Annotated in this window: 18 protein-coding genes; 10 read left to right on the top strand and 8 right to left on the bottom strand. The window is 44.0% G+C overall.

Translation table 11 applies throughout. The annotated features are described in order from the left end of the window. The first annotated feature begins 254 nt into the window (after nt 1–254). From leuA to SLS51_RS16600, 8 genes are all read left to right on the top strand, one after another. Nucleotides 255–1817, top strand: a complete 1563-nt coding sequence (leuA, locus tag SLS51_RS16635) for a 2-isopropylmalate synthase (RefSeq protein WP_323839775.1) — start codon at nt 255–257, stop codon at nt 1815–1817. A gap of 2 nt (nt 1818–1819) precedes the next feature. Next, nucleotides 1820–2911, top strand: a complete 1092-nt coding sequence (gene leuB, locus SLS51_RS16630) for a 3-isopropylmalate dehydrogenase (RefSeq protein WP_323839774.1) — start codon at nt 1820–1822, stop codon at nt 2909–2911. Nucleotide 2912: 1 nt separating this feature from the next. Continuing rightward, entirely contained in the window at nt 2913–4322 is a 1410-nt protein-coding gene (gene leuC / locus SLS51_RS16625) for a 3-isopropylmalate dehydratase large subunit (protein WP_323839773.1), read from the top strand. Between the two features lie 8 nt (nt 4323–4330). Next, entirely contained in the window at nt 4331–4936 is a 606-nt protein-coding gene (gene leuD / locus SLS51_RS16620) for a 3-isopropylmalate dehydratase small subunit (RefSeq protein WP_323839772.1), read from the top strand. A gap of 444 nt (nt 4937–5380) precedes the next feature. Then, nucleotides 5381–7042 carry an HTH-type transcriptional regulator SgrR gene (sgrR, locus tag SLS51_RS16615; RefSeq protein ID WP_323839771.1) on the top strand — a complete coding sequence of 554 codons (1662 nt, stop codon included), beginning with the start codon at nt 5381–5383 and terminating at the stop codon, nt 7040–7042. A 584-nt stretch (nt 7043–7626) separates the two neighbouring features. Further along, entirely contained in the window at nt 7627–8313 is a 687-nt protein-coding gene (mutH, locus tag SLS51_RS16610) for a DNA mismatch repair endonuclease MutH (RefSeq protein ID WP_323839770.1), read from the top strand. Nucleotides 8314–8405: 92 nt separating this feature from the next. Further along, nucleotides 8406–9119 (top strand): TerC family protein, encoded by a 714-nt coding sequence (locus SLS51_RS16605; protein WP_323839769.1) that lies wholly within the window; start codon nt 8406–8408, stop codon nt 9117–9119. Between the two features lie 169 nt (nt 9120–9288). Continuing rightward, on the top strand, nt 9289–9480 hold the full coding sequence (locus tag SLS51_RS16600; RefSeq protein ID WP_323839768.1) for a prevent-host-death protein: 192 nt from the start codon (nt 9289–9291) through the stop codon (nt 9478–9480). Between the two features lie 137 nt (nt 9481–9617). On the opposite strand, the gene speB is transcribed toward SLS51_RS16600, so the two are convergent. Then, nucleotides 9618–10541, bottom strand: coding sequence for an agmatinase (speB, locus tag SLS51_RS16595; protein ID WP_323839767.1), 924 nt, complete (start codon nt 10539–10541; stop codon nt 9618–9620). Nucleotides 10542–10702: 161 nt separating this feature from the next. Continuing rightward, nucleotides 10703–12607: a biosynthetic arginine decarboxylase gene (speA, locus tag SLS51_RS16590; RefSeq protein ID WP_323839766.1), complete on the bottom strand. Its 1905-nt coding sequence runs from the start codon at nt 12605–12607 to the stop codon at nt 10703–10705. Between the two features lie 632 nt (nt 12608–13239). On the opposite strand from speA, the gene metK reads away from it, so the two are divergent. Together metK and SLS51_RS16580 are read left to right on the top strand one after the other, a co-directional pair. Continuing rightward, nucleotides 13240–14412 (top strand): methionine adenosyltransferase, encoded by a 1173-nt coding sequence (gene metK / locus SLS51_RS16585; RefSeq protein ID WP_011147846.1) that lies wholly within the window; start codon nt 13240–13242, stop codon nt 14410–14412. Nucleotides 14413–14560: 148 nt separating this feature from the next. Next, entirely contained in the window at nt 14561–15085 is a 525-nt protein-coding gene (locus tag SLS51_RS16580; protein WP_323839765.1) for a SprT family zinc-dependent metalloprotease, read from the top strand. A gap of 246 nt (nt 15086–15331) precedes the next feature. On the opposite strand, the gene SLS51_RS24160 is transcribed toward SLS51_RS16580, so the two are convergent. The 6 genes from SLS51_RS24160 to SLS51_RS16555 form a co-directional block, all read right to left on the bottom strand. After that, nucleotides 15332–15586: a hypothetical protein gene (locus SLS51_RS24160; RefSeq protein WP_369293945.1), complete on the bottom strand. Its 255-nt coding sequence runs from the start codon at nt 15584–15586 to the stop codon at nt 15332–15334. Continuing rightward, a complete protein-coding gene (locus SLS51_RS16575; protein ID WP_323839764.1) occupies nt 15528–15953 on the bottom strand; it encodes a DUF2569 family protein in 426 nt (141 codons plus the stop codon). The genes SLS51_RS24160 and SLS51_RS16575 overlap by 59 nt, the downstream gene beginning before the upstream one ends. Nucleotides 15954–16625: 672 nt before the next feature. Beyond that, on the bottom strand, nt 16626–16925 hold the full coding sequence (locus tag SLS51_RS16570; RefSeq protein ID WP_323839763.1) for a hypothetical protein: 300 nt from the start codon (nt 16923–16925) through the stop codon (nt 16626–16628). Next, a complete protein-coding gene (locus SLS51_RS16565; RefSeq protein WP_323839762.1) occupies nt 16922–17497 on the bottom strand; it encodes a hypothetical protein in 576 nt (191 codons plus the stop codon). The genes SLS51_RS16570 and SLS51_RS16565 overlap by 4 nt, the downstream gene beginning before the upstream one ends. A 122-nt stretch (nt 17498–17619) precedes the next feature. Then, a complete protein-coding gene (locus SLS51_RS16560) occupies nt 17620–17883 on the bottom strand; it encodes a hypothetical protein (protein ID WP_323839761.1) in 264 nt (87 codons plus the stop codon). Continuing rightward, on the bottom strand, nt 17873–20885 hold a 3013-nt coding region (locus tag SLS51_RS16555; RefSeq protein ID WP_323839760.1), incomplete at its 5' end, for a hemagglutinin repeat-containing protein. The genes SLS51_RS16560 and SLS51_RS16555, both read right to left, overlap by 11 nt.

Below are 20885 nucleotides of genomic sequence, written 5' to 3'. Positions count from 1 at the left end.
AACGTATCAATAAAAGCATACGAATCACAAACACTCATTAATACTATTGAAAGGTTGGATCAATATGATTCACTCAATTTGTCTACTAAACCTACTACTCATCGTATCTGATATGCGCGGTATGCTGGTGGACAAAAAACAGAGTTGATTCAAAACTAGAGTTGGTCCAAACCAGACATGAACAAGAACCCGCGCCATGCGCGGGTTTTTTTTACCTGCTGGGCGCAAAAAATAACCATGAGAGGAACGTACATATGAACCAGCAAGTTATTATCTTCGACACCACGTTACGTGATGGAGAACAAGCATTACAGGCCAGCTTATGTGTGAACGAAAAACTCCAGATTGCCTTGGCCTTGGAGAGAATGGGTGTTGATATCATGGAAGTCGGTTTTCCAGTTTCCTCTCCTGGTGATTTTGAATCTGTACAGACGATCGCTAAGCAGATAAAAAACAGCCGTGTTTGCGCCTTAGCCCGTTGTGTAGAAAAAGACATTGATGTGGCCGCGGAAGCATTAAAAGTTGCAGACGCTTTTCGAATCCACGTTTTTTTAGCCACGTCCAATTTACATATTGAATCCAAGCTGAAAAAAACATTCGAAAATGTCATGGAAATGGCAACTCAATCAATCAAACGAGCACGTCGTTACACTGATGATATCGAATTCTCCTGTGAAGATGCGGGCCGTACACCTATTGATAATCTGTGTCGGATCGTTGAAAACGCTATCAAAGCAGGCGCAACGACGATCAATATCCCAGATACTGTCGGTTACACCACGCCATATCAATTTGGCGGCATCATCACTAACTTGATCGAACGCGTTCCTAATATTGATAAAGCGATAATATCCGTCCATTGCCACGATGATTTGGGGATGTCTGTCGCCAACTCTATCACAGCAGTACAATCTGGAGCTCGTCAGATAGAAGGGACGATAAACGGTCTGGGTGAACGTGCCGGTAACTGTTCACTGGAAGAAGTCATTATGGCGATTAAGGTCCGTCAGCAAATGTTAGGCGTTTATACTAATATCAACCATCAGGAAATTTACCGCACCAGTCAGCTGGTCAGCCAATTATGCAATATGCCGATCCCCGCGAATAAAGCAATTGTTGGTAGCAATGCATTTTCCCACTCATCTGGGATTCATCAAGACGGGGTACTGAAAAATCGTGAAACTTACGAAATTATGACACCAGAGTCAATCGGCCTGAAAGACATTCAATTGAACCTGACTTCCCGTTCTGGCCGCGCCGCAGTGAAACATCGTATGGAAGAGATGGGATATCAGGATAAAGATTACGATCTGGGTAGCTTATACGAAGCCTTTTTACGTCTGGCAGATAAAAAAGGCCAGGTATTTGACTATGATTTGGAAGCCTTAGCGTTCATCAATTTGCAACAACAAGAACCTGAATTTTTCCATCTAGACAACTTTAATATCCAATCTGGCTCCAACGTGATGGCAACAGCCGCTGTACGTTTAGTGTGTGGTAAAGAGGTGAAATCAGAAGCGGCCACAGGTAATGGCCCAGTGGATGCTGTCTATCAGGCAATCAGTCGAATAACTGAATACCCAATTGAACTGGTTTCTTATCAGTTATCAGGTAAAGGCCAAGGAAAAAATGCTCTGGGTCAGGTAAATATCGTTGTCGAATGCTTTGGGCGTCGCTTCCACGGCATGGGATTGGAAACAGATATTGTTGAATCTTCTGCCAAAGCAATGATTCATGCTCTGAACTGCATTTGGCGTACAGAGCAAGTTAAGAAAGAGAAACAACGTATACAGCAAGATACAAAGGAAATGGTGTAAACATGTCGAACAATTATCATATTGCAGTTTTACCCGGTGATGGTATTGGCCCCGAAGTTATGGCACAGGCTTATAAAATATTGGATGCAATCCGTAAGCGTTTCAATATCCGTATCACCACCAGCGAATATGATGTGGGTGGGATTGCTATCGATCGCCACGGCTGTTCACTACCGGCAAAAACCGTAGCAGGTTGCGAACAGGCTGATGCCATATTGTTCGGCTCCGTGGGAGGGCCTAAATGGGAACATTTACCACCAGCAGAACAACCTGAGCGTGGTGCACTGTTACCATTGCGCAAGCATTTTAAGCTATTCAGCAACTTACGCCCTGCCCGCTTATATGCCGGATTAGAGGCATTTTGTCCTTTACGCAATGATATTGCCGCCAAAGGCTTTGATATTTTATGTGTCCGTGAATTAACCGGCGGTATCTATTTTGGTCAACCCAAAGGACGTGAAGGCCAAGGTAAATATGAACGAGCATTTGATACTGAGGTTTATCACCGTTTTGAAATCGAGCGCATTGCCCGTATCGCCTTCGAATCCGCTCGCAAACGCGGTAATAAAGTCACATCTATTGATAAAGCAAATGTGTTGCAGAGTTCCGTATTGTGGCGAGAAGTTGTTACTGAGATTGCAAAAGCGTATCCAGATGTAGAAATCAATCACATGTATATTGATAACGCCACTATGCAATTAATTAAAGATCCGTCTCAGTTTGATGTGATGCTGTGCTCCAATATTTTCGGCGATATCTTATCTGATGAGTGCGCCATGATTACCGGTTCAATGGGCATGTTACCTTCTGCCAGCCTGAATGAAAAAAATTTTGGCCTGTATGAACCCGCTGGTGGTTCTGCGCCAGATATTGCCGGAAAAGGTATTGCTAACCCGATAGCCCAGATCCTGTCTGCCGCTTTACTGTTGCGCTATAGCTTAGGTCACAATGACGCCGCTAATGCGATTGAACAAGCGGTTAACTACGCGCTGGAACAGGGCTATCGCACAACAGATTTAGCCGGAAACGGTAAAGCAATTAGCACTGATGAAATGGGCAGCGCTATCGCCCGTCATATAGCCGAGGGTATTTAACATGGCTAAGACTTTATATCAAAAATTATATGACGCTCATATTGTCCGGGAAGTACCGAATGAAACCCCGTTACTCTATATTGATCGTCATTTGGTTCATGAAGTAACCTCCCCGCAAGCTTTTGATGGTTTGCGTACTAAAGGCCGCCCAGTGCACCAACCAAGTAAAACGTTCGCAACAATGGATCATAATGTATCCACGCAAACAAAAGATATTAACGCTTGTGGTGACATGGCACGTATTCAAATGCAGGAGTTGATGAAAAACTGTGCCGAATTCGGTATCACATTATATGACCTCAATCATCCCTATCAGGGGATTGTTCATGTCATCGGCCCTGAACAGGGGATCACCCTACCAGGCATGACGATTGTTTGTGGTGATTCCCACACGGCCACACACGGAGCATTCGGCTCGTTGGCCTTCGGTATTGGCACTTCTGAAGTTGAACATGTACTCGCCACCCAAACCCTGAAACAAGCCCGTGCCAAGACGATGAAAATCGAAGTGATGGGTGATGTCGGTGATGCTATTACCGCCAAAGATATCGTTCTGGCGATCATTGGCAAAACAGGTAGTGCAGGTGGTACAGGGTATGTGGTGGAATTCTGTGGTAAGGCGATTGAAGCACTTAGCATGGAAGGCCGTATGACTTTATGTAACATGGCAATTGAAATGGGTGCTAAAGCAGGTTTGGTTGCACCGGATGAAACCACTTTCACTTATATGAAAGGCCGCCAGTTCTCACCGAAAGGAGAGCAGTGGGAGCAAGCTGTTGCTTACTGGAAGACATTGAAATCTGATCCTAATGCACAATATGACACCATTATTACGATTAATGCAGAAGAGATCTCCCCGCAGGTTACATGGGGAACAAACCCTGGGCAGGTGATCGCCATTGATCAAACAATTCCTGCACCGGAATCTTTTAGTGATCCTGTTGAACGAGCATCTGCTGAAAAAGCACTGGCGTATATGGATTTGAAACCCGGTATTAAGCTAACAGATGTGAAGATCGATAAAGTCTTTATCGGCTCTTGCACCAACTCCCGAATTGAAGATTTACGGGCCGCCGCAACCATCGCACAAGGTCATAAAGTTGCACCTGGTGTTCAGGCAATCGTTGTTCCCGGATCAGGCCCCGTTCAAGCACAAGCAGAAGCAGAAGGTTTAGATAAAATTTTCATAGAGGCCGGTTTTGAGTGGCGCTTACCCGGATGTTCCATGTGTCTGGCAATGAATAATGACCGCCTGCAACCCGGTGAACGCTGTGCTTCTACCAGTAACCGCAACTTTGAAGGGCGCCAGGGACGTGGTGGACGCACCCATTTGGTGAGTCCAGCAATGGCAGCAGCAGCGGCGATTAATGGTCATTTTATCGATATACGCCATCCAGCACAGAAGTCATAAAGGAGAGAATGATGGAAAAGTTTATTCAACATACCGGCTTAGTTGCTCCTTTAGATGTGGCAAACGTCGATACTGATGCCATTATTCCCAAACAATTCTTGCAAAAAGTCACTCGCACAGGCTTTGGTCAACACCTGTTTCATGACTGGCGTTTTCTTGATGATGCAGGACAAAAACCTAATCCTGAATTCGTATTAAATCAGCCTTGTTATCAGGGTGCCAGTATCCTTCTGGCTCGTGAAAACTTTGGTTGCGGTTCCTCCCGTGAACATGCACCTTGGGCACTAACGGATTATGGTTTTAAAGTGGTTATCGCCCCAAGTTTTGCGGATATTTTTTACAGTAACGCTTTCAACAACCAATTACTGCCAGTAAAACTGAACGATAAAGATGTCAATGAGCTATTTGAGTTGGTTCAGCAAAACAAAGCTTGTCGTTTTACTGTCGATCTAGAACAACATAAAGTCCATGCTGGCGATAAAAACTATGATTTTGAAATCGATAGTTTCCGGCGCCACTGTATGATGAATGGTCTGGATAGTATTGGCCTAACATTACAACATCTGGATGCCATAATAACCTACGAGCAAGAACAACCGGTTTTCCTACGTTAATTTTTCCGTTATTGATTTATCCCGTAGTTTTCTACTACGGGATTTTTCTATCACGGGCAAAAACAATACCACCACGTCAATACTCATGCAGACAATCATTTTTTCAGTCATATACAGGGTTTTAATTAATATTTAGTCACCCCACATCACATTTAAAAGAAATTAACAGATAGAAATAGTGATAGTAGCTGGACAAAACGCCTCCAATACCGGATTATTACTCGCTTTAAACTGATATGTAAAAAAGAAGCGGGGAGTACATAATGTACAATAAGAAAAAAAGCCAGTAAGCTTTCTTACTGGCTGGCAAATCACCATTACTCAAGAAAATTGGGGGAGAAGCCAGATTTCGTCTGGCCTATTGAGCTACTTTCAATATGGATAATTATCGTCTCAATATAAGGAAATAAAAATTGATGAATAATACTCTGGAGTTCCTCTTTTATGCCCAGTTCACGCTTACAACAACAATTCATTCGATTATGGCAACACCATCAAGGAAAAGAGGCTGAAACCACGTTACAAGAACTGGCAAATGTACTGCATTGTTCAAAACGCCATATCCGTTCACTGCTCAACAATATGCAGAAAGCGGGCTGGTTACAGTGGCAGGCTGAGTCCGGTCGAGGGAAACGTTCTCAACTGAATTTCTTACGTGATGGATGGGAACTTCAACAACAACGAGCGGAAGAGTTGCTTGAGCAACATAACGTTGAGAAGTTGGTCCAACTGGTTGGTGATAAAGATACAGTCCGTCATATGGTACTATCTCAGATTGAGCGCCGTTTCCGTCAGGGAAAAAACTTATTGCGGATACTCTATTATCGTCCCTTCCCTAATCTTCTACCCGGATCACCTTTACGCCGTTCTGAAATTCATCTGATCAGGCAGATATTTAATAGCCTAACCCGCATAAATGAGGAAAATGGGGAACCAGAAGCTGACTTAGCTCATCATTGGCAACAATTATCCTCAAATCATTGGCGATTTTATCTACGGCCGGCCATCCATTTTCACCACGGCAGAGAATTACAGATGGCGGATGTCATTGCTTCGCTACAAAGATTACGCCACCTGCCCCTTTTTTCTCATATTGAAAAAGTCACAACGCCCACACCCCATGTGATTGATATTTTTCTTTCAGAACCTGATCTCTGGCTCTCTTTATTAATCGGCAGCCCACATGCCATGATATTGCCTCAAGAATGGCAAAAGTTACCGAACTTCTCTCGTATGCCAGTAGGAACCGGCCCTTACCAGGTCATAAAAAACAGCGCTCAGAAACTACAAATTCGTGCCTTTGATAATTACTTTGGTTTTCGGGCGCTGATTGATCAGGTGAATATATGGTTTCTACCAGAACTCGCCGAAAAACTGGTTTGTACAACTCTGCATCTGGAAAGTGACAGCACGGATAATAACTCGCTAGATAGCAGGATAGAAGAAGGCTGTTATTTCCTACTACACGACCATCGTTCAGCTAAATGTAAGAGAGAAGACGTTCGCCAATGGCTATGCAGCCTGCTAACACCGATCAATCTGCTAGCACATTGTGACCCCTTTTATCAACGCCATTGGTCACCTGCTTATGGTTTATTACTACGCTGGCATCACAGCAAGCTCATATCCGAATTGAACAAACCAGAGGATATTACCCATCTGACCGTCACGCTTTGTCATCAACATCACGAATACCACACAATCAGCCAGATCCTGCAAACCATACTGGCCAAGTGCGGCGTCGAATTGAAAATCAACATCGTGGATTATGACACATGGTTCAATGGTAACACCGAAAGTGACCTCTGGCTTGCTACCGCCAACTTTTATAATCCTCTGGAGTTTTCGCTGTTCGCTACGCTGTACGAGATGCCATTATTGAAAAAGTGCCTTGGTAATGACTTAAGTAAAGAAGTATCACAATGGCGACGACAAGAGTTATCGCTTGCAGAGTGGTGCGAAAAAATAGTTGATGAACATTGGCTGCATCCACTGTTCCACCACTGGCTTGAGCTACAGGGACAGAGAAGTATGCGGGGAGTCAAAATGAACACCTTTGGTTGGTTTGATTTCAAATCTGCCTGGTTCAACCCATATGAAGGGTAATTCACAGAAAAGGCCAGAGTTATGAACATACACAGGTGTACAAACTCGCTTTTATTCACTTTTTCTGTGGATATCTATGTGAAAAAGGCAGGGGTAATTCAGGTATAGCTTTATATTATGAATTATCAATCTATAGACAAAAAACGAAATAGTATTTATTTTTCATTGAAATAGCAGCTATTTACCTCGCTATTTCTCGCGTCAATCACGGCTATAATGGACAACGTTAGTTGGCGAGAATAAAAAACAACCAAACATCATGTTATCCACAGGTTATGCTTTTTAGTTAAGCAAAAAACAGCGGTTTTTGTAGAAAAAAGTGTTAGTCAAACCTGTAAATCAAACCAGTGATCTCATTTTTGTCTACTTATCCCATAAAACTGTGGATAACATGGTGTAAAATCCTGTTCATTATTACCGGCAATAGGTGAACAAGAACGGCAGTCAATTTTACAATATTTGAAACAGCAATAAAAAATGTTTGTATATCATGCTATTATCACTTTTTAGCTATTGTATGAACCTCAGATTTATTATTCACAGAAACTAAGGCTGTTTTTTGACCTAAAAAACGGATATCTCAAATGAACACACTGTTTTCTCCCCCACCTCCACCAGACAACGAGCAACAGTTGCTTGAATGCGCCCAACTTCTGGCTGGCTTATCAATGGGAGAACTCGCGGCAAAAGCAAATTTACCTATCCCTCCCAATCTGAAACGAGATAAAGGCTGGGTAGGCATGTTGCTAGAATATTACCTGGGTGCAAGTGCCGGCAGTAAGCCAGAACAAGATTTCGAACATATCGGTATTGAGCTTAAAACCATCCCAGTAGACAGAAGAGGTTATCCACTAGAAACAACATTTGTCTGCGTTGCACCATTAACAGGGAACAGTGGTATTACCTGGGGAAGCTGTCATGTTAGACGCAAATTATCGCGGGTGCTGTGGATACCTGTTGAAGGTGAACGGGAAATTCCTTTAGCCAAACGCCGGGTTGGTTCTCCTTTATTGTGGAGTCCCAATCAAGAAGAAGAAGAGTTACTACGTCGCGACTGGGAAGAATTGATGGATTTCATCGTGCTTGGCAAAATAGAGAGCGTTACCGCCCGTCATGGCGAAGTATTACAGTTGCGTCCAAAAGCGGCTAACAGCAAGGCATTAACCGAAGCAATCGGCGCACGCGGCCAGCCTATTATGACTCTGCCTCGCGGGTTCTATCTAAGGAAAAATTTCACTGCTCCTCTATTGGCCCGTCATTTCTTGATTTAACGTTGAGATATGACTGATTTTTACATTGGCGCACTTACCTTACATCTAATCACGCGTATAATTAGGCTTTTACCTTAAGGTCTTAATAAGCAATGTTAGAATGGATTGTTGATCCCCACGCTTGGATGGCACTTGCCACCCTGACAATTCTAGAAATCGTTTTAGGGATTGATAACATAATCTTTTTGTCACTTGTTGTGGCAAAACTCCCTAACCATCAACAAAGTAAAGCACGTAAGATCGGACTAATGGGAGCAATGCTAATGCGCTTGGCGCTATTAGCATCTATTGCCTGGGTTATTCGGCTGACCTACCCGATATTGACAGTTTTTGAACATGACATTTCTGCCCGTGACTTAATCCTATTCTTTGGCGGTCTGTTCCTGATCTGGAAAGCCAGCAAAGAAATCCACGAAGCAATCGAAGGTGACAATGAAGGAGAGCTAAAACATCCTGTTCACTCCTTCCTAGGGGCCATCATCCAGATTATGTTGCTGGACATTATTTTCAGTCTGGATTCAGTCATCACCGCAGTTGGTCTGTCCGATCATCTATTCATTATGATGGCAGCCGTTATCATAGCCGTCGGTGTTATGATGCTCGCCGCTCGTCCTATCGGTGAATTCGTTGACCGTCACCCTTCCGTCAAAATGCTAGCGCTGTCATTCTTAATCCTTGTAGGCTTTACCCTTATTCTGGAAAGTGTACAAGTGCATATACCTAAAGGTTACATCTATTTTGCTATGTTCTTCTCAATGGCAGTAGAAACGCTGAATCTCATGCGTGGGAAAAAGAAAAGAAATTAGAAGTAGCGCTAAATAACGCTAAAAAATATCATTCTTTGATTTAAAAAGTACGCCATAGATGCCCAGTTCAGTACTGCGGCATCTCAATTCTATGCAGCAAAAAAATTGCCGGTTATTTCGGCATTTTTTATTATACTCAGCTAACCTAGCCAAGTATGAGCACCTTATTATGACTATCCAAGCAAATATGCGTGAAGTTAAAAGTAACTTAAGCCAATTAGCTGACAAACCTTATGTCCAAATTATACCAATAACTCAACCAGATAGAGTTCCTGGCGGATTCGCAGATCTTATTACCATAGGAGAAGATTTTTTTGATGCAGATCGGGAAATTCAGTTAATGTTTGAAGGTGACAAGTGAAACATGATAAAGAGTACCAAAAAAGCATATAAAGGTTACATCAATCCAAATAATAGCCGAATTTCAAGGGGATAGTTCCACAACTCAGTACGAGCTTATTTCACTATCCCCTAAGCTATATTAAGGCTATGTGCTATTTAGCGCTTCTTAGACGCCTGTAAATAAAGCATCTCCAGCGCAATAGTCGCACCAGCCAGAGCCGTAATTTCAGACTGATCATAAGCTGGAGCAACTTCTACCACATCCATACCGACAATATTTAGCGGTTGCAAACCACGCAGCAATTTCAGTGCACGATCAGTTGTCAGACCACCAATGACGGGGGTACCCGTACCCGGTGCAAAAGCCGGATCAAGACAATCGATATCGAAAGTCAGGTAAACCGGCATATCGCCAACCGTCTCTTTTATCTGAGCAAGCAAATCATCCACACTACGGTCATTCACCTGATCAGCATCCAGCACCGTAAAACCATTGTCCCGTCCATGTTCAGTACGAATACCAATTTGTACTGAATGATGCGGATCGATTAACCCTTCAATTGGCGCATGATAGAACATGGTACCGTGATCAAATTGGCTACCGTTTGGATAGGTGTCAGCATGAGCATCAAAATGAACCAGAGCCATTTTGCCGAAATGTTTGGCATGAGCGCGCAACAAAGGCAAAGTAATAAAGTGGTCACCACCAAAAGAGAGCATACGCTTACCGGAAGCCAGCACTTTTTCAGCATGAGCTTGTAATTTATCACTCATATCCTGAGCATCACCAAAGTTGAAGACCACATCACCGCAATCTACAACTTTAAGACAATTGTGTAGCTTAAAATCCCACGGCCAACGGCGGCTTTCCCATGCCAAGTTAGTAGAAACCTGACGAATGGCCGCAGGCCCGTGGCGACTACCTGCACGGCCTGATGTTGCCATGTCAAATGGTATGCCAGTAATTACCCACTCTGCATCGCTGGAATATGGCTGGAAATTCAGCGGAAAGCGCAGGAAACCGAAGGCATTAGAAACCAGAGAGTCATCTTGTTGGTTGCCCAAGGTACTTATTGTCATGAGATATATCCTCAAAAGTTTCCCGACAGAACAAAGCTATTTAATTCCAGAATACATGCCATGACGAAATGGGGTATTTCTGAGATAACCCCATTTCTCCGCATCTGGTTTATATTAAATAACGTTACCTGTATACAGGAGGCTTAATTAACACCAGAAGATTATTCATCTTCCAGATATGTGTAGCCATAAAGACCACTTTCAAATTCCAGTAAAAATTGCTCTTGCAAGCCTGTATCCAAATCCGTGCCTTTTACTTGATCACGGAAGCGAGCCATCAGTACATTAGGGTCCAGTTTCACATATTGCAGCATATCCGCGACTGAATCCCCTTCTTCACTTTGGTTATAGGTCACTTCGCCATTATCGAATACATAAACATCAATAGCCGCTGTATCGCCAAACAGGTTATGCATATTGCCAAGAATTTCCTGATATGCTCCCACCATAAAGAAACCAATCATTGGCAAGCAATCAGGATCATAAGCGGGCATCGGCATTGTCGTGGCTACACCATCACCATCCACATAATGATCAACAATACCATCGGAGTCACAGGTGATATCTAACAATACCGCACGGCGATCCAATGGCTTATCCAATCCCTCAATGGGTAAAACAGGAAACAACTGATCGATACCCCATGCATCAGGCAGAGACTGGAACAGTGAGAAATTCACATAGAATTTGTCTGCCATACGCTCTTGCAGCTCATCAATAATTGGCCGGTGAGCACGGTTGCTTGGATCAAGATCCTGTTGAATACGGCGACAGATATTCAAATATAACTCTTCCGCCCACGCCCGTTCTGTCAAATCCAGCATGCCATGAGCATATTGTGTATGAACATCATGTAGATCAAGCTGACCATCATGCAGCGATTCACGTAAAGAACGTCTATTTCCTTCAGAGTGCATCTCCTGCCATGTTTCCCACAAACTGGTGAGCGGGCGGGAAGCATCTTCTGCCGGCGGCGTCGTCTGCGTAAATTCATTACGCTCAACCCCGATAACATTGGAGACCAGGACAGTATGGTGAGCGGTCAGGGCACGACCGGATTCCGTGATAACAGTCGGATGGGGTAAACCATGTTCATCACAAGCATCACCAATACCCCAGATGACATTGTTAGCATATTCATTCAACCCATAGTTCACGGAACAATCAGATTGAGAGCGGGTCCCTTCATAATCGACACCCAATCCACCACCAACATCAAAACATTGAATATTTACCCCGAGTTTATGTAACTCGACATAAAAACGCGCTGACTCACGGACACCTGTTGCGATATCACGGATATTCGCCAACTGTGAGCCAAGGTGAAAATGCAACAATTGCAGACTATCAAGTCGATCCACAGCACGCAACGTTTCAACCAATTGCAATACTTGAGTTGCCGCCAGCCCAAACTTCGATTTTTCACCGCCACTGGCCTGCCATTTACCTGATCCCTGAGATGCCAAACGTGCACGGACTCCCAAGCGCGGGATCACATTCAATCGTTCAGCTTCTTCCAATACTTGGGCAATCTCAGACATCTTTTCGATCACCAAATAAACCTTGTGACCTAACTTCTCACCTATTAGCGCCAGACGAATATATTCACGATCTTTATATCCATTACACACGATAACGGTACGAGTCATACCCGCATGGGCCAGCACTGCCATTAATTCCGCTTTGGAACCAGCCTCAAGCCCTAAAGGTTCACCGGAACTGGCCAGTGATTCAATAACACGGCGTTGTTGGTTAACTTTAATGGGATAAACTAAAAAGTAATCGCCTTTATAACCATATGACTCTCTGGCACGTTTAAATGCGGCATTAATTGAACGCAAACGATGTTGCAGGATCTGAGGAAAACAAAATAGCGCTGGTAAGCGCAAATGTTTCTGCTCCTGCTGAACTCTTTTGACCAATTCCGCAAGATCAATTCTTGCTCCCGGCAAATCAGGATTTGGACACACACTAACATTGCCAAGATCATTGACGTAGTAGTAACTCCCTCCCCAATATGCAATATTGTAAGTCTGTTGCATTTTACGAGCGATATTATCATTCATGGCAGTCTCCTTAAGGGAGTTAGAGTTTTTCGCCTTCGCCTGTAATTAATAAATAACCCAAAACACTATAATCTCGCGTGTTGAGAAATATCAGGGAACAGCATGCTCTCAGGTTGTAAAAAGCGTTTAGTTACTACTAAACAACGACAAAATTACCGAGCGACAATACACCTGTCCGACATATCCGGCCTGTTTGCAGACAACAGATAACATCGCATTAAAGACATATTGAAAAGAAAGGAAAAAGACGCGGATACATCCGACGACAAGTGTGGCTGTTGGCCATAAGCAATCAGCAGATAATGGTTCATTACCCCATTCACCCCCACACATGACTCATATTTAAGGAGCCATTTTCTCGATTGAGAAACAGAAGCTAGTTAGCTTTCTGCGAGTCTGTAGCAAAAATAGTTCAACTACGGCCGCAGTTTATACTCGCAATCACATAAAATTGCAAAATGAAATTGAACAAAACTGACATACAAACCAAGAAATTATTTATTCACCCGATGAAAATTACTCGCTGAACTAAAAAAATCTAGCACATGGATAAGAATTCCCCTAAAATAGCCATCTAGATGTTAATCCATCCATTTCCAAACTGAAATTATATTTTAAGGTAACGTTATATAATGACCACATACCTTTTCACTTCCGAATCTGTTTCCGAAGGGCATCCTGATAAAATTGCAGACCAAATATCTGATGCCGTTCTTGATGCTATTCTAGAACAAGATCCAAAAGCACGAGTTGCCTGCGAAACCTATGTTAAAACCGGCATGGTCATGGTTGGTGGTGAAATTACTACCAGCGCTTGGGTTGATATTGAAGAAATTACGCGACAAACAGTTCGAGAGATTGGTTATGTTAATTCTGAAATGGGTTTTGATGCAAACTCATGTGCAGTATTAAGTGCCATTGGTAAACAATCACCGGATATTAACCAAGGTGTTGACCGTGAAGATCCCCTGCAACAAGGTGCTGGTGACCAAGGGCTAATGTTTGGTTATGCAACTAACGAAACTGATGTACTCATGCCTGCGCCTATCACCTATGCACACCGTCTGGTTCAGCGTCAAGCGGAAGTTCGGAAAAATGGTGTACTGCCGTGGTTACGCCCCGATGCTAAAAGCCAAGTCACTTTCCAATACAATAACGACAAAATTGTCGGCGTTGACGCGGTTGTACTTTCCACACAGCATGCTGAAAATATTAGCCAGAAAGATCTGCAAGAAGCGGTCATGGAAGAGATCATCAAGCCGGTACTGCCTGCTGAATGGTTAAATCCAACAACCAAATATTTCATTAACCCAACCGGTCGTTTTGTCATTGGTGGCCCAATGGGTGACTGTGGTCTGACTGGCCGTAAAATTATCGTAGATACCTACGGTGGCATGGCACGTCATGGTGGCGGAGCATTCTCCGGTAAAGATCCATCCAAAGTCGACCGTTCAGCGGCTTATGCTGCACGCTATGTAGCAAAAAATATTGTTGCGGCTGGTCTGGCTGATCGTTGCGAAATTCAAGTTTCTTACGCTATCGGCGTTGCAGAACCCACGTCCATCATGGTGGAAACATTCGGTACTGAAAAAGTTTCAACAGCAACTCTGACTCTACTGGTACGTGAATTCTTTGATTTACGCCCCCACGGTTTGATTCAGATGCTGGATCTACTGCACCCAATCTATCGTGATACTGCCGCTTATGGTCATTTTGGTCGACCACAGTTCCCGTGGGAAGCCACTGATAAAGCAGAAGCACTGCGTGATGCTGCGGGTTTGAAACTATCAGCGATGAATATGTAAAAATATAAAAATGGAAGCCGGGTTTAGATAACTGAACCCGGCTTTTTTTAGCATTAGCTGACGATTGAAGAATCCCTCAAAATATTATTATCGGTTGTTCAAGAATTTCTAATAAAATTCACTAATCCTTACCTATTATCTTCAACACATGAAATCAGCTAGCGTTCCCATTTCCCTACAACAAACCGTCATGAATACTTTGCGGCAAAAACTGTTACAGGCCAACTTATATCTCAACCGTGATTTTCCTGAACCTACAATAAACTACCGCCAGCGGGGAACTACCGCAGGCAGCGCCTATATAAAAAATTGGGAAATCCGCCTTAATCCAGTGTTACTGATTGAAAACCAACAAGCTTTTATTGATGAAGTTGTGCCTCACGAATTAGCTCATCTATTGGTTTATCGCTACTTTGGGAAAGTGCCTCCACATGGAAAACAGTGGCGTTGGATGATGGAAGAAGTACTGAACGTTCCAGCTAACCGTACACACAAATTTAAAATCGACTCAGTACGTAGTCAAACTTTTACTTATTACTGTAATTGCCAGCAACATGAACTAACCCTACGACGCCATAATAAAATTCTGCGAGGAGAAAGTCATTATATCTGCCAAAAATGCGGAGAAAAGCTTATTGCTAAATCAATTAACTTTTTCAATCCTAATTTATAACAATTAAATAGTCTGAGCCCAGTAAAATACAGGACTCAGACCTTAATTAACGTGTGATTTAAATTATCTAACTTTTGGCAGCAATTCACCAGACCGGGGTATTTTTGGCTGTTATATTTTTTTAAAAAACATTAGTTACAAAAAACTCACCTACTCTTGTTTCTTGTTGAATATTGTTTGCAAAATAGTTTAATTTTAATCATTACTTTATAAATGTTCTTTTAACTCGAATATACCCAATGGATTTCAAGATTCATCGCGACGGCAAGGGAGCGAATCCCCGGGAGCATAGGTAACTATGTGACCGGGGTGAGTGAGTGCAGCCAACAAAGAGTCAACTTGAAAGATGACGGGTATAGATATAATAAAATAAGGAACCCATATACATGCATAAAATACCGTTCTAAAAAGCAAGAAAAGATAATTATAATCCAATTTTATTTCATATATATAATGAGCCAATGCTAAATCGGTTATTACAAATAATGAAGTAAAAACCAAAAGGATAATATAAAATAAAGGTGTTTTTTTCTTTTTTCTTTTTTCTTTTTTCTTTTTTCTTTTTTCTTTTTTCTTTTTTCTTTTTTCTAAAGAAAAGAATAGATGTATAAAGTGCAACTCCAAAAATAATGATAAAACAAATAAACTCAAACCCTATAAAGATACGTAATTCACCTAAAAAATCATAACCAGAGATCAAGATTGTCATTGTTTTATATGCACTAAATAAAGAACTCAATATTACAAAGATAAGATTTATTGCCGGAAAATAGAGAAATCCGCCAATGCCACTCAGTTCTTTCGCTTCACATGCTGCACAAAAATCTGATTCATGTAATGCTCGGTTTTCACATTTAATACACTTCATAAAATTTCTCCAAATAGTAACTTCAATCCAAGGATTAATTATTAAATTACACAGGTGATAGTATATAAATCAATAACTTATTAGTCCGATAAATACCCCTATTTTTAATATCCTTATTTACATCTCCAAGTGAAAAAAGAAATATTCCATCTATAAAAAAACGACACAACCATCTGATAATAAAGAAATAGTTAGATTCATAAAAATATAACCAATATCTATATAATGTTTTTAATAAAGAAAAACTTTACTCGATCACTCTTTGAACCATCACATTTTACATAGCTTGAGCCAGTCCTATAGTCCAGAGTCCAGAGTCCAGAGTCCAGAGTCCAGAATATTGTGCCCACAGACAGGTATCGGCTGTTAATACACTAGTCCAGTACGCAAAAACGATATCATTAAGATCAACACTGCTATTAGCAAAATATTGAATACCGGCGTTGGCTCCCACACTAATTAAACGAGTTGTTACCGTAGCTTGCGACAACAATGGTAAGGTCAATGTACCTCCCTCTACGGCAAATATATTCTGACAAGAGAGAGGTATTACCGCTACAGGCTTTCTAGATTTCGGTTTGCTTGTCCTGTTGCCATTTCTTAATTGTGTCTTTTTTATTCGCCTCTGCCGCCAATACATCTGCCAGTACATTATTCTCAATAATAGACATTTTATTTCTCCTCCTTGTTTTTATTTGATGAAGAAAGTTTCTTGCAAAATTCTTGTATTAGACTAAATAAATAAATAAAAAATCCAAATATTGCTCCACCACTACCGCCTACTTTTATACTGAATTTTAATCCATTAATAACTGGTTGAATGTCTAAAAGAAAATACCCTTCTTTAAAAAATAGAATAAGGTATGTTAAAGGAATGCTAATCATACAACACACTGAAAAAATCATTCCCCATCCCAATACTAGATAGATAAATTGTTTTAGTCTAAAAATAGTGCCCCTTTTATTGTTCATTTTTTTCTTCCTTGTGTTTTCTTTACTCCTTCTTCTGCAATGTAATCTGTTGCAGTTCCAGCATAATTTCCGATAATTGTTCCACCAATCTCGGAAACTTTATTAGAATAACCTTTAGAAAGCATTTCATTGGTAAACTTACCCCCCACTTTATTACCAATTACAGTACCAACTGCGTTACCTAACATTGAGATTGTAGGATCTTCTCCTTTAGCTTTACTTCCTAAATAAGCGCCTCCTGTATTAACAAGGGTGCTAAATAGTGTTCCTTTACCTTGAGTTAATGCGCCAGCTGCTACCGCTATCAGTGTATCTGTTGCACTATAGTGTTCTCCTGGTTTCAACGTTAAAAGCTGTTTGGTAGCATCTGTTGCTCCACCTAAAATACCGCCACCAATGACTGCCGCGGCCCCAGCAATAGGGCCAACTATAGTACCTCCCACAGCAGAAGCACCTGCCCCCCAAGCGACTAACAATCCTCTTGCCGGATCTTGTCCTTCTGGGTGATCGCCTTTGGCATGTTTTGACAATGCCGCTGAAATCTCTTGAGGGGATTTACCTTCATTTAACATAGCGGTAGCCAGACTTGATGCTGACCGACCGTAATCCGCCATCCCTTTTGGCAAGCTCAGTGCATTATTGTCAGTAACAAGCTGTATCCAGACTTGCGATTATATTGGCCGGAATTAAGTAGCTAAGGATCTGAAGAGGATTTTCTTTTGCGAATTTCTTCTATCTTCGCCAATACCCAAATTCCAATTCCAACAGGCAATCCTGCACCAACTCCTACTCTCGCAGTGTAAATAAAATCATTCCAATGATAATTAAAATAATCATTTTCAAAATAATAAAATGCAGGTACAGCTAACCCTGCAATAAAGGCCAAAAGAAAAATAAACGATGTCCAGTAAGCTGTAAGTAGGATAAAAGCTTTTAATCCTATTCGTTTATTTTCCATTTTTAGCTCCATTTTCTTTTATCTGGTTTTCAATACCAGTGCCTATTACTGTACCTACAACAGTACCTCCGATAGCACCACCTATTTCTGACGCTACAGGACTGATAACGACAGGAGCCAGTTTATCTGTAATTATTTTTCCACCTTTAGCACCTGCTACAGTACCAACAGCCGCACCTATAACAGCTCCAGTTGCATCTTCACCTTTAAGCTTGCTACCCAGCCAGGTTCCACCAATATTTACCCCTTCTGTATATATCAAACCTTTACCTTGGGTTAATGCTCCCACTCCGGCAGCTATAAGGGTGTCGGTATAGCTGTAACTCTCGTTTGGTTTCATAGTGATAAGCTGTTTTCCGGTATCGGATATTGCACCAAGTAAAGCTCCACCCACTACGGCTGCGGTCCCAGCAACAGGCGCAATTATAGTACCTCCCACAGCAGAAGCACCTGCCCCCCAAGCGACTAACAATCCTCTTGCCGGATCTTGACCTTCCGGGTGATCACCTTTGGCATGTTTTGACAATGCCGCTGAAATCTCTTGAGGAGATTTACCTTCATTTAGCATAGCGGTAGCCAGACTTGATGCTGACCGACCGTAATCCGCCATCCCTTTTGGCAAGCTCAGTGCATTATTATCCGCTGCATTCTTCCCTGTCTGCGCCCCAGTGAGGGCGCTGGCGGTGGAATCACCGGCAATACCACCGGCCAGCCCGGCCGCCAAAGTGGAAAGGGTACTGATAGTTTGTTTCTGTTCCTCCGTTAACTCACTGACTTTGGCCCCATCACCGTAAAGTTGCTTAATCAGGACCTGAGCCGCCAGTTCACCCGACGCGGCACCGGCAGCCCCTGACAGGGCATTGTTACCACTCACTTCTGCCGCTACCGCGCCTAAAATCGCGTGGGCCAGCGTATTGGTGGCGATATCCACCTGATGGGTTTGTGGGTCGGTGGTCAGATCTTTTATCACGCCCGCCAGATACGGTGAAGCGCCCCCGGCCAGCGCCTGACCGAGATTGTTCCCTGCCAAGCCCTGAATCGCTGCCGTGGCCGCCTGTAAGGCTTTCTGATAGGTTCCGCCGGTCCCGAAGCCCGACTCATTCAGCGCCTGCGTATAAGCCGTGTCATAAACTTGTTGATTGATATCCGCTGGCGTCGGGTGTTTTTTGCCTGCGTTGATCAATTTTTCTCTGGCCGCAGCTTTGTCCTGTTCACTGATATGGTCCAATTTTGCTTTCGCCGCTTTGGTGGCGATAATTTTCCCTTCCGTACTGGCTATCTCGGTCATCTGGGCGCTGATTTCGCCAATCAGTTGCGCCTGTTTCAGCCGTTGCTGTTCCTTTTCCTTATCAAATATGGGACTCAGGACATTGGCGGCATTATCGGTATCGCGACTTAAGTTCGCGACATCCTGCGTCTGGTGCGCCTTGTCCCGGATAATCAGGTTGCCGTCACTGACGGCGGCGTGCGTGGTGCTGCTGTCATGGCCTGAGTTATGAGTCCCCGTCAGCCCATTGACCGCCAGATTATTCAGGACCTGACCGGCGGTCGGTTGGCCGAGGCTGACGCCCGCACTTTGCTGTTCGACAGTAAAATCCGCTTGATTCTGAATGTCCTTGAAGCCCAGCGTTCCGGTGTTCAGGGTGTTTTTGGTTTTGTCAGCGTGACTCGCTATCACCGCGCCGTCCAGTTGGGTGTGGTCACCGACATTAACCTGATAGCCGCCTTTGCCGGCAAACAGCCCGGTTTGCTCCTGCACGCTGTCATAGTTGCTGTGCAGTTTATTGCGGCTGGCATTGAGGCTCGCGGTGCCGTTGGTGAGGGGACCCGCGGTGGCACTGAAGCCGGCGCTGGCATTCTGTTGTTTGCTGTCATAGCGCTGGCTGTCCTGCTCGCTGCTGAGGGTCAGATGACGTTTCACCTCGGTGGTAATCTGCTCGCCGCTGACCTGAGCGCCTTTTAACGTCGTGTCCCGGCCACTGTTCAGCCCGACGGTCTGTCCCGCCTGTAATGTGGTGTTAGTGTGACTGACGCCGTTGCCGTTTTCACGGCCGTTTCCCCGGCTGACATTGGCCGAGACGTTCAAACCGGTGCCTCCCGGTCCCGCGGTCAAGCCCACTCCCAGCGAACTGCCGTGGCTGCTGTTTTTGCCGGTCGTCTGTTCGGTGTTCTGGCTGGAGGAGAGCTGAATATCCCGGTGAGCATTCAGTTGCAGGTCTTTACCCGCCTGTAACTGGCTGCCCTGAATGCGGATATCGCCATTCTGGCCTGATGCGCCTTTGCCATCCCCGTTGGCGGTTATGGTGAGGTTATCCCCGGCAGTGAGATGGCTGCCCTGTTGGGTGGTCTGGCGGTGCTGCTGTTCTGAACGGGAGGATTGCCGACCGTAGGACAGGCTCACCCCGGCCAGATTATTATTGCCTTTGTCATCACTGCCCTGAGCCGCCGCCAGTCGGCCAGCCTGCACCGCTTGCACTCCGCTGAGGGCAGCTTGAGTGTTTTGCAGCGCTTTCACTCGCGGGTCACTTTCAGTGCGGGCGGCTCTGGCTGTTTGCGCCGCGCTGTTGACGGCCCCGCCGGCGGCGCCACTCAGCGCCACGGTTAAGCCGCGCTGTTTCTGTTCGGTTTTTGTCGTGGTGTGATGGCGGTTTTCCGCACTGGTGATAGTGACCTGTTGACCGGTCAGCGTCAGGTCTTTACCGGCAATCACCTCGCTGCCGTGAACCCGGAGCTGTTCACCTGCGTTGAGGGTGACATTGCCCTGACTGCTGCCGACCGTGCTGCCTTTACTCAGCTGGCTGTCACTGTCGGTGGTGACTTTCTGGCTGGCTTTGCCTAAGGTGAAGCCAATGCCGCCGGTCCCCATCAGGCCCGATTTTTTCTCCTGCCGCAGATGGGTTTCATTATGCACTTCTGCTGCGGTGGTGACGGTGAGCTGATGACCGGCGTTCAGGCTGACATCCTGCGTACCTGCGACGTTGCTGCCGCTAATATGCAGGTCT

The sequence above is a fragment of the Photorhabdus africana genome, assembly GCF_035181445.1.
Classification (GTDB): Bacteria; Pseudomonadota; Gammaproteobacteria; order Enterobacterales; family Enterobacteriaceae; genus Photorhabdus; species Photorhabdus laumondii.
This window is presented reverse-complemented; position numbering and strand designations above follow the sequence as displayed.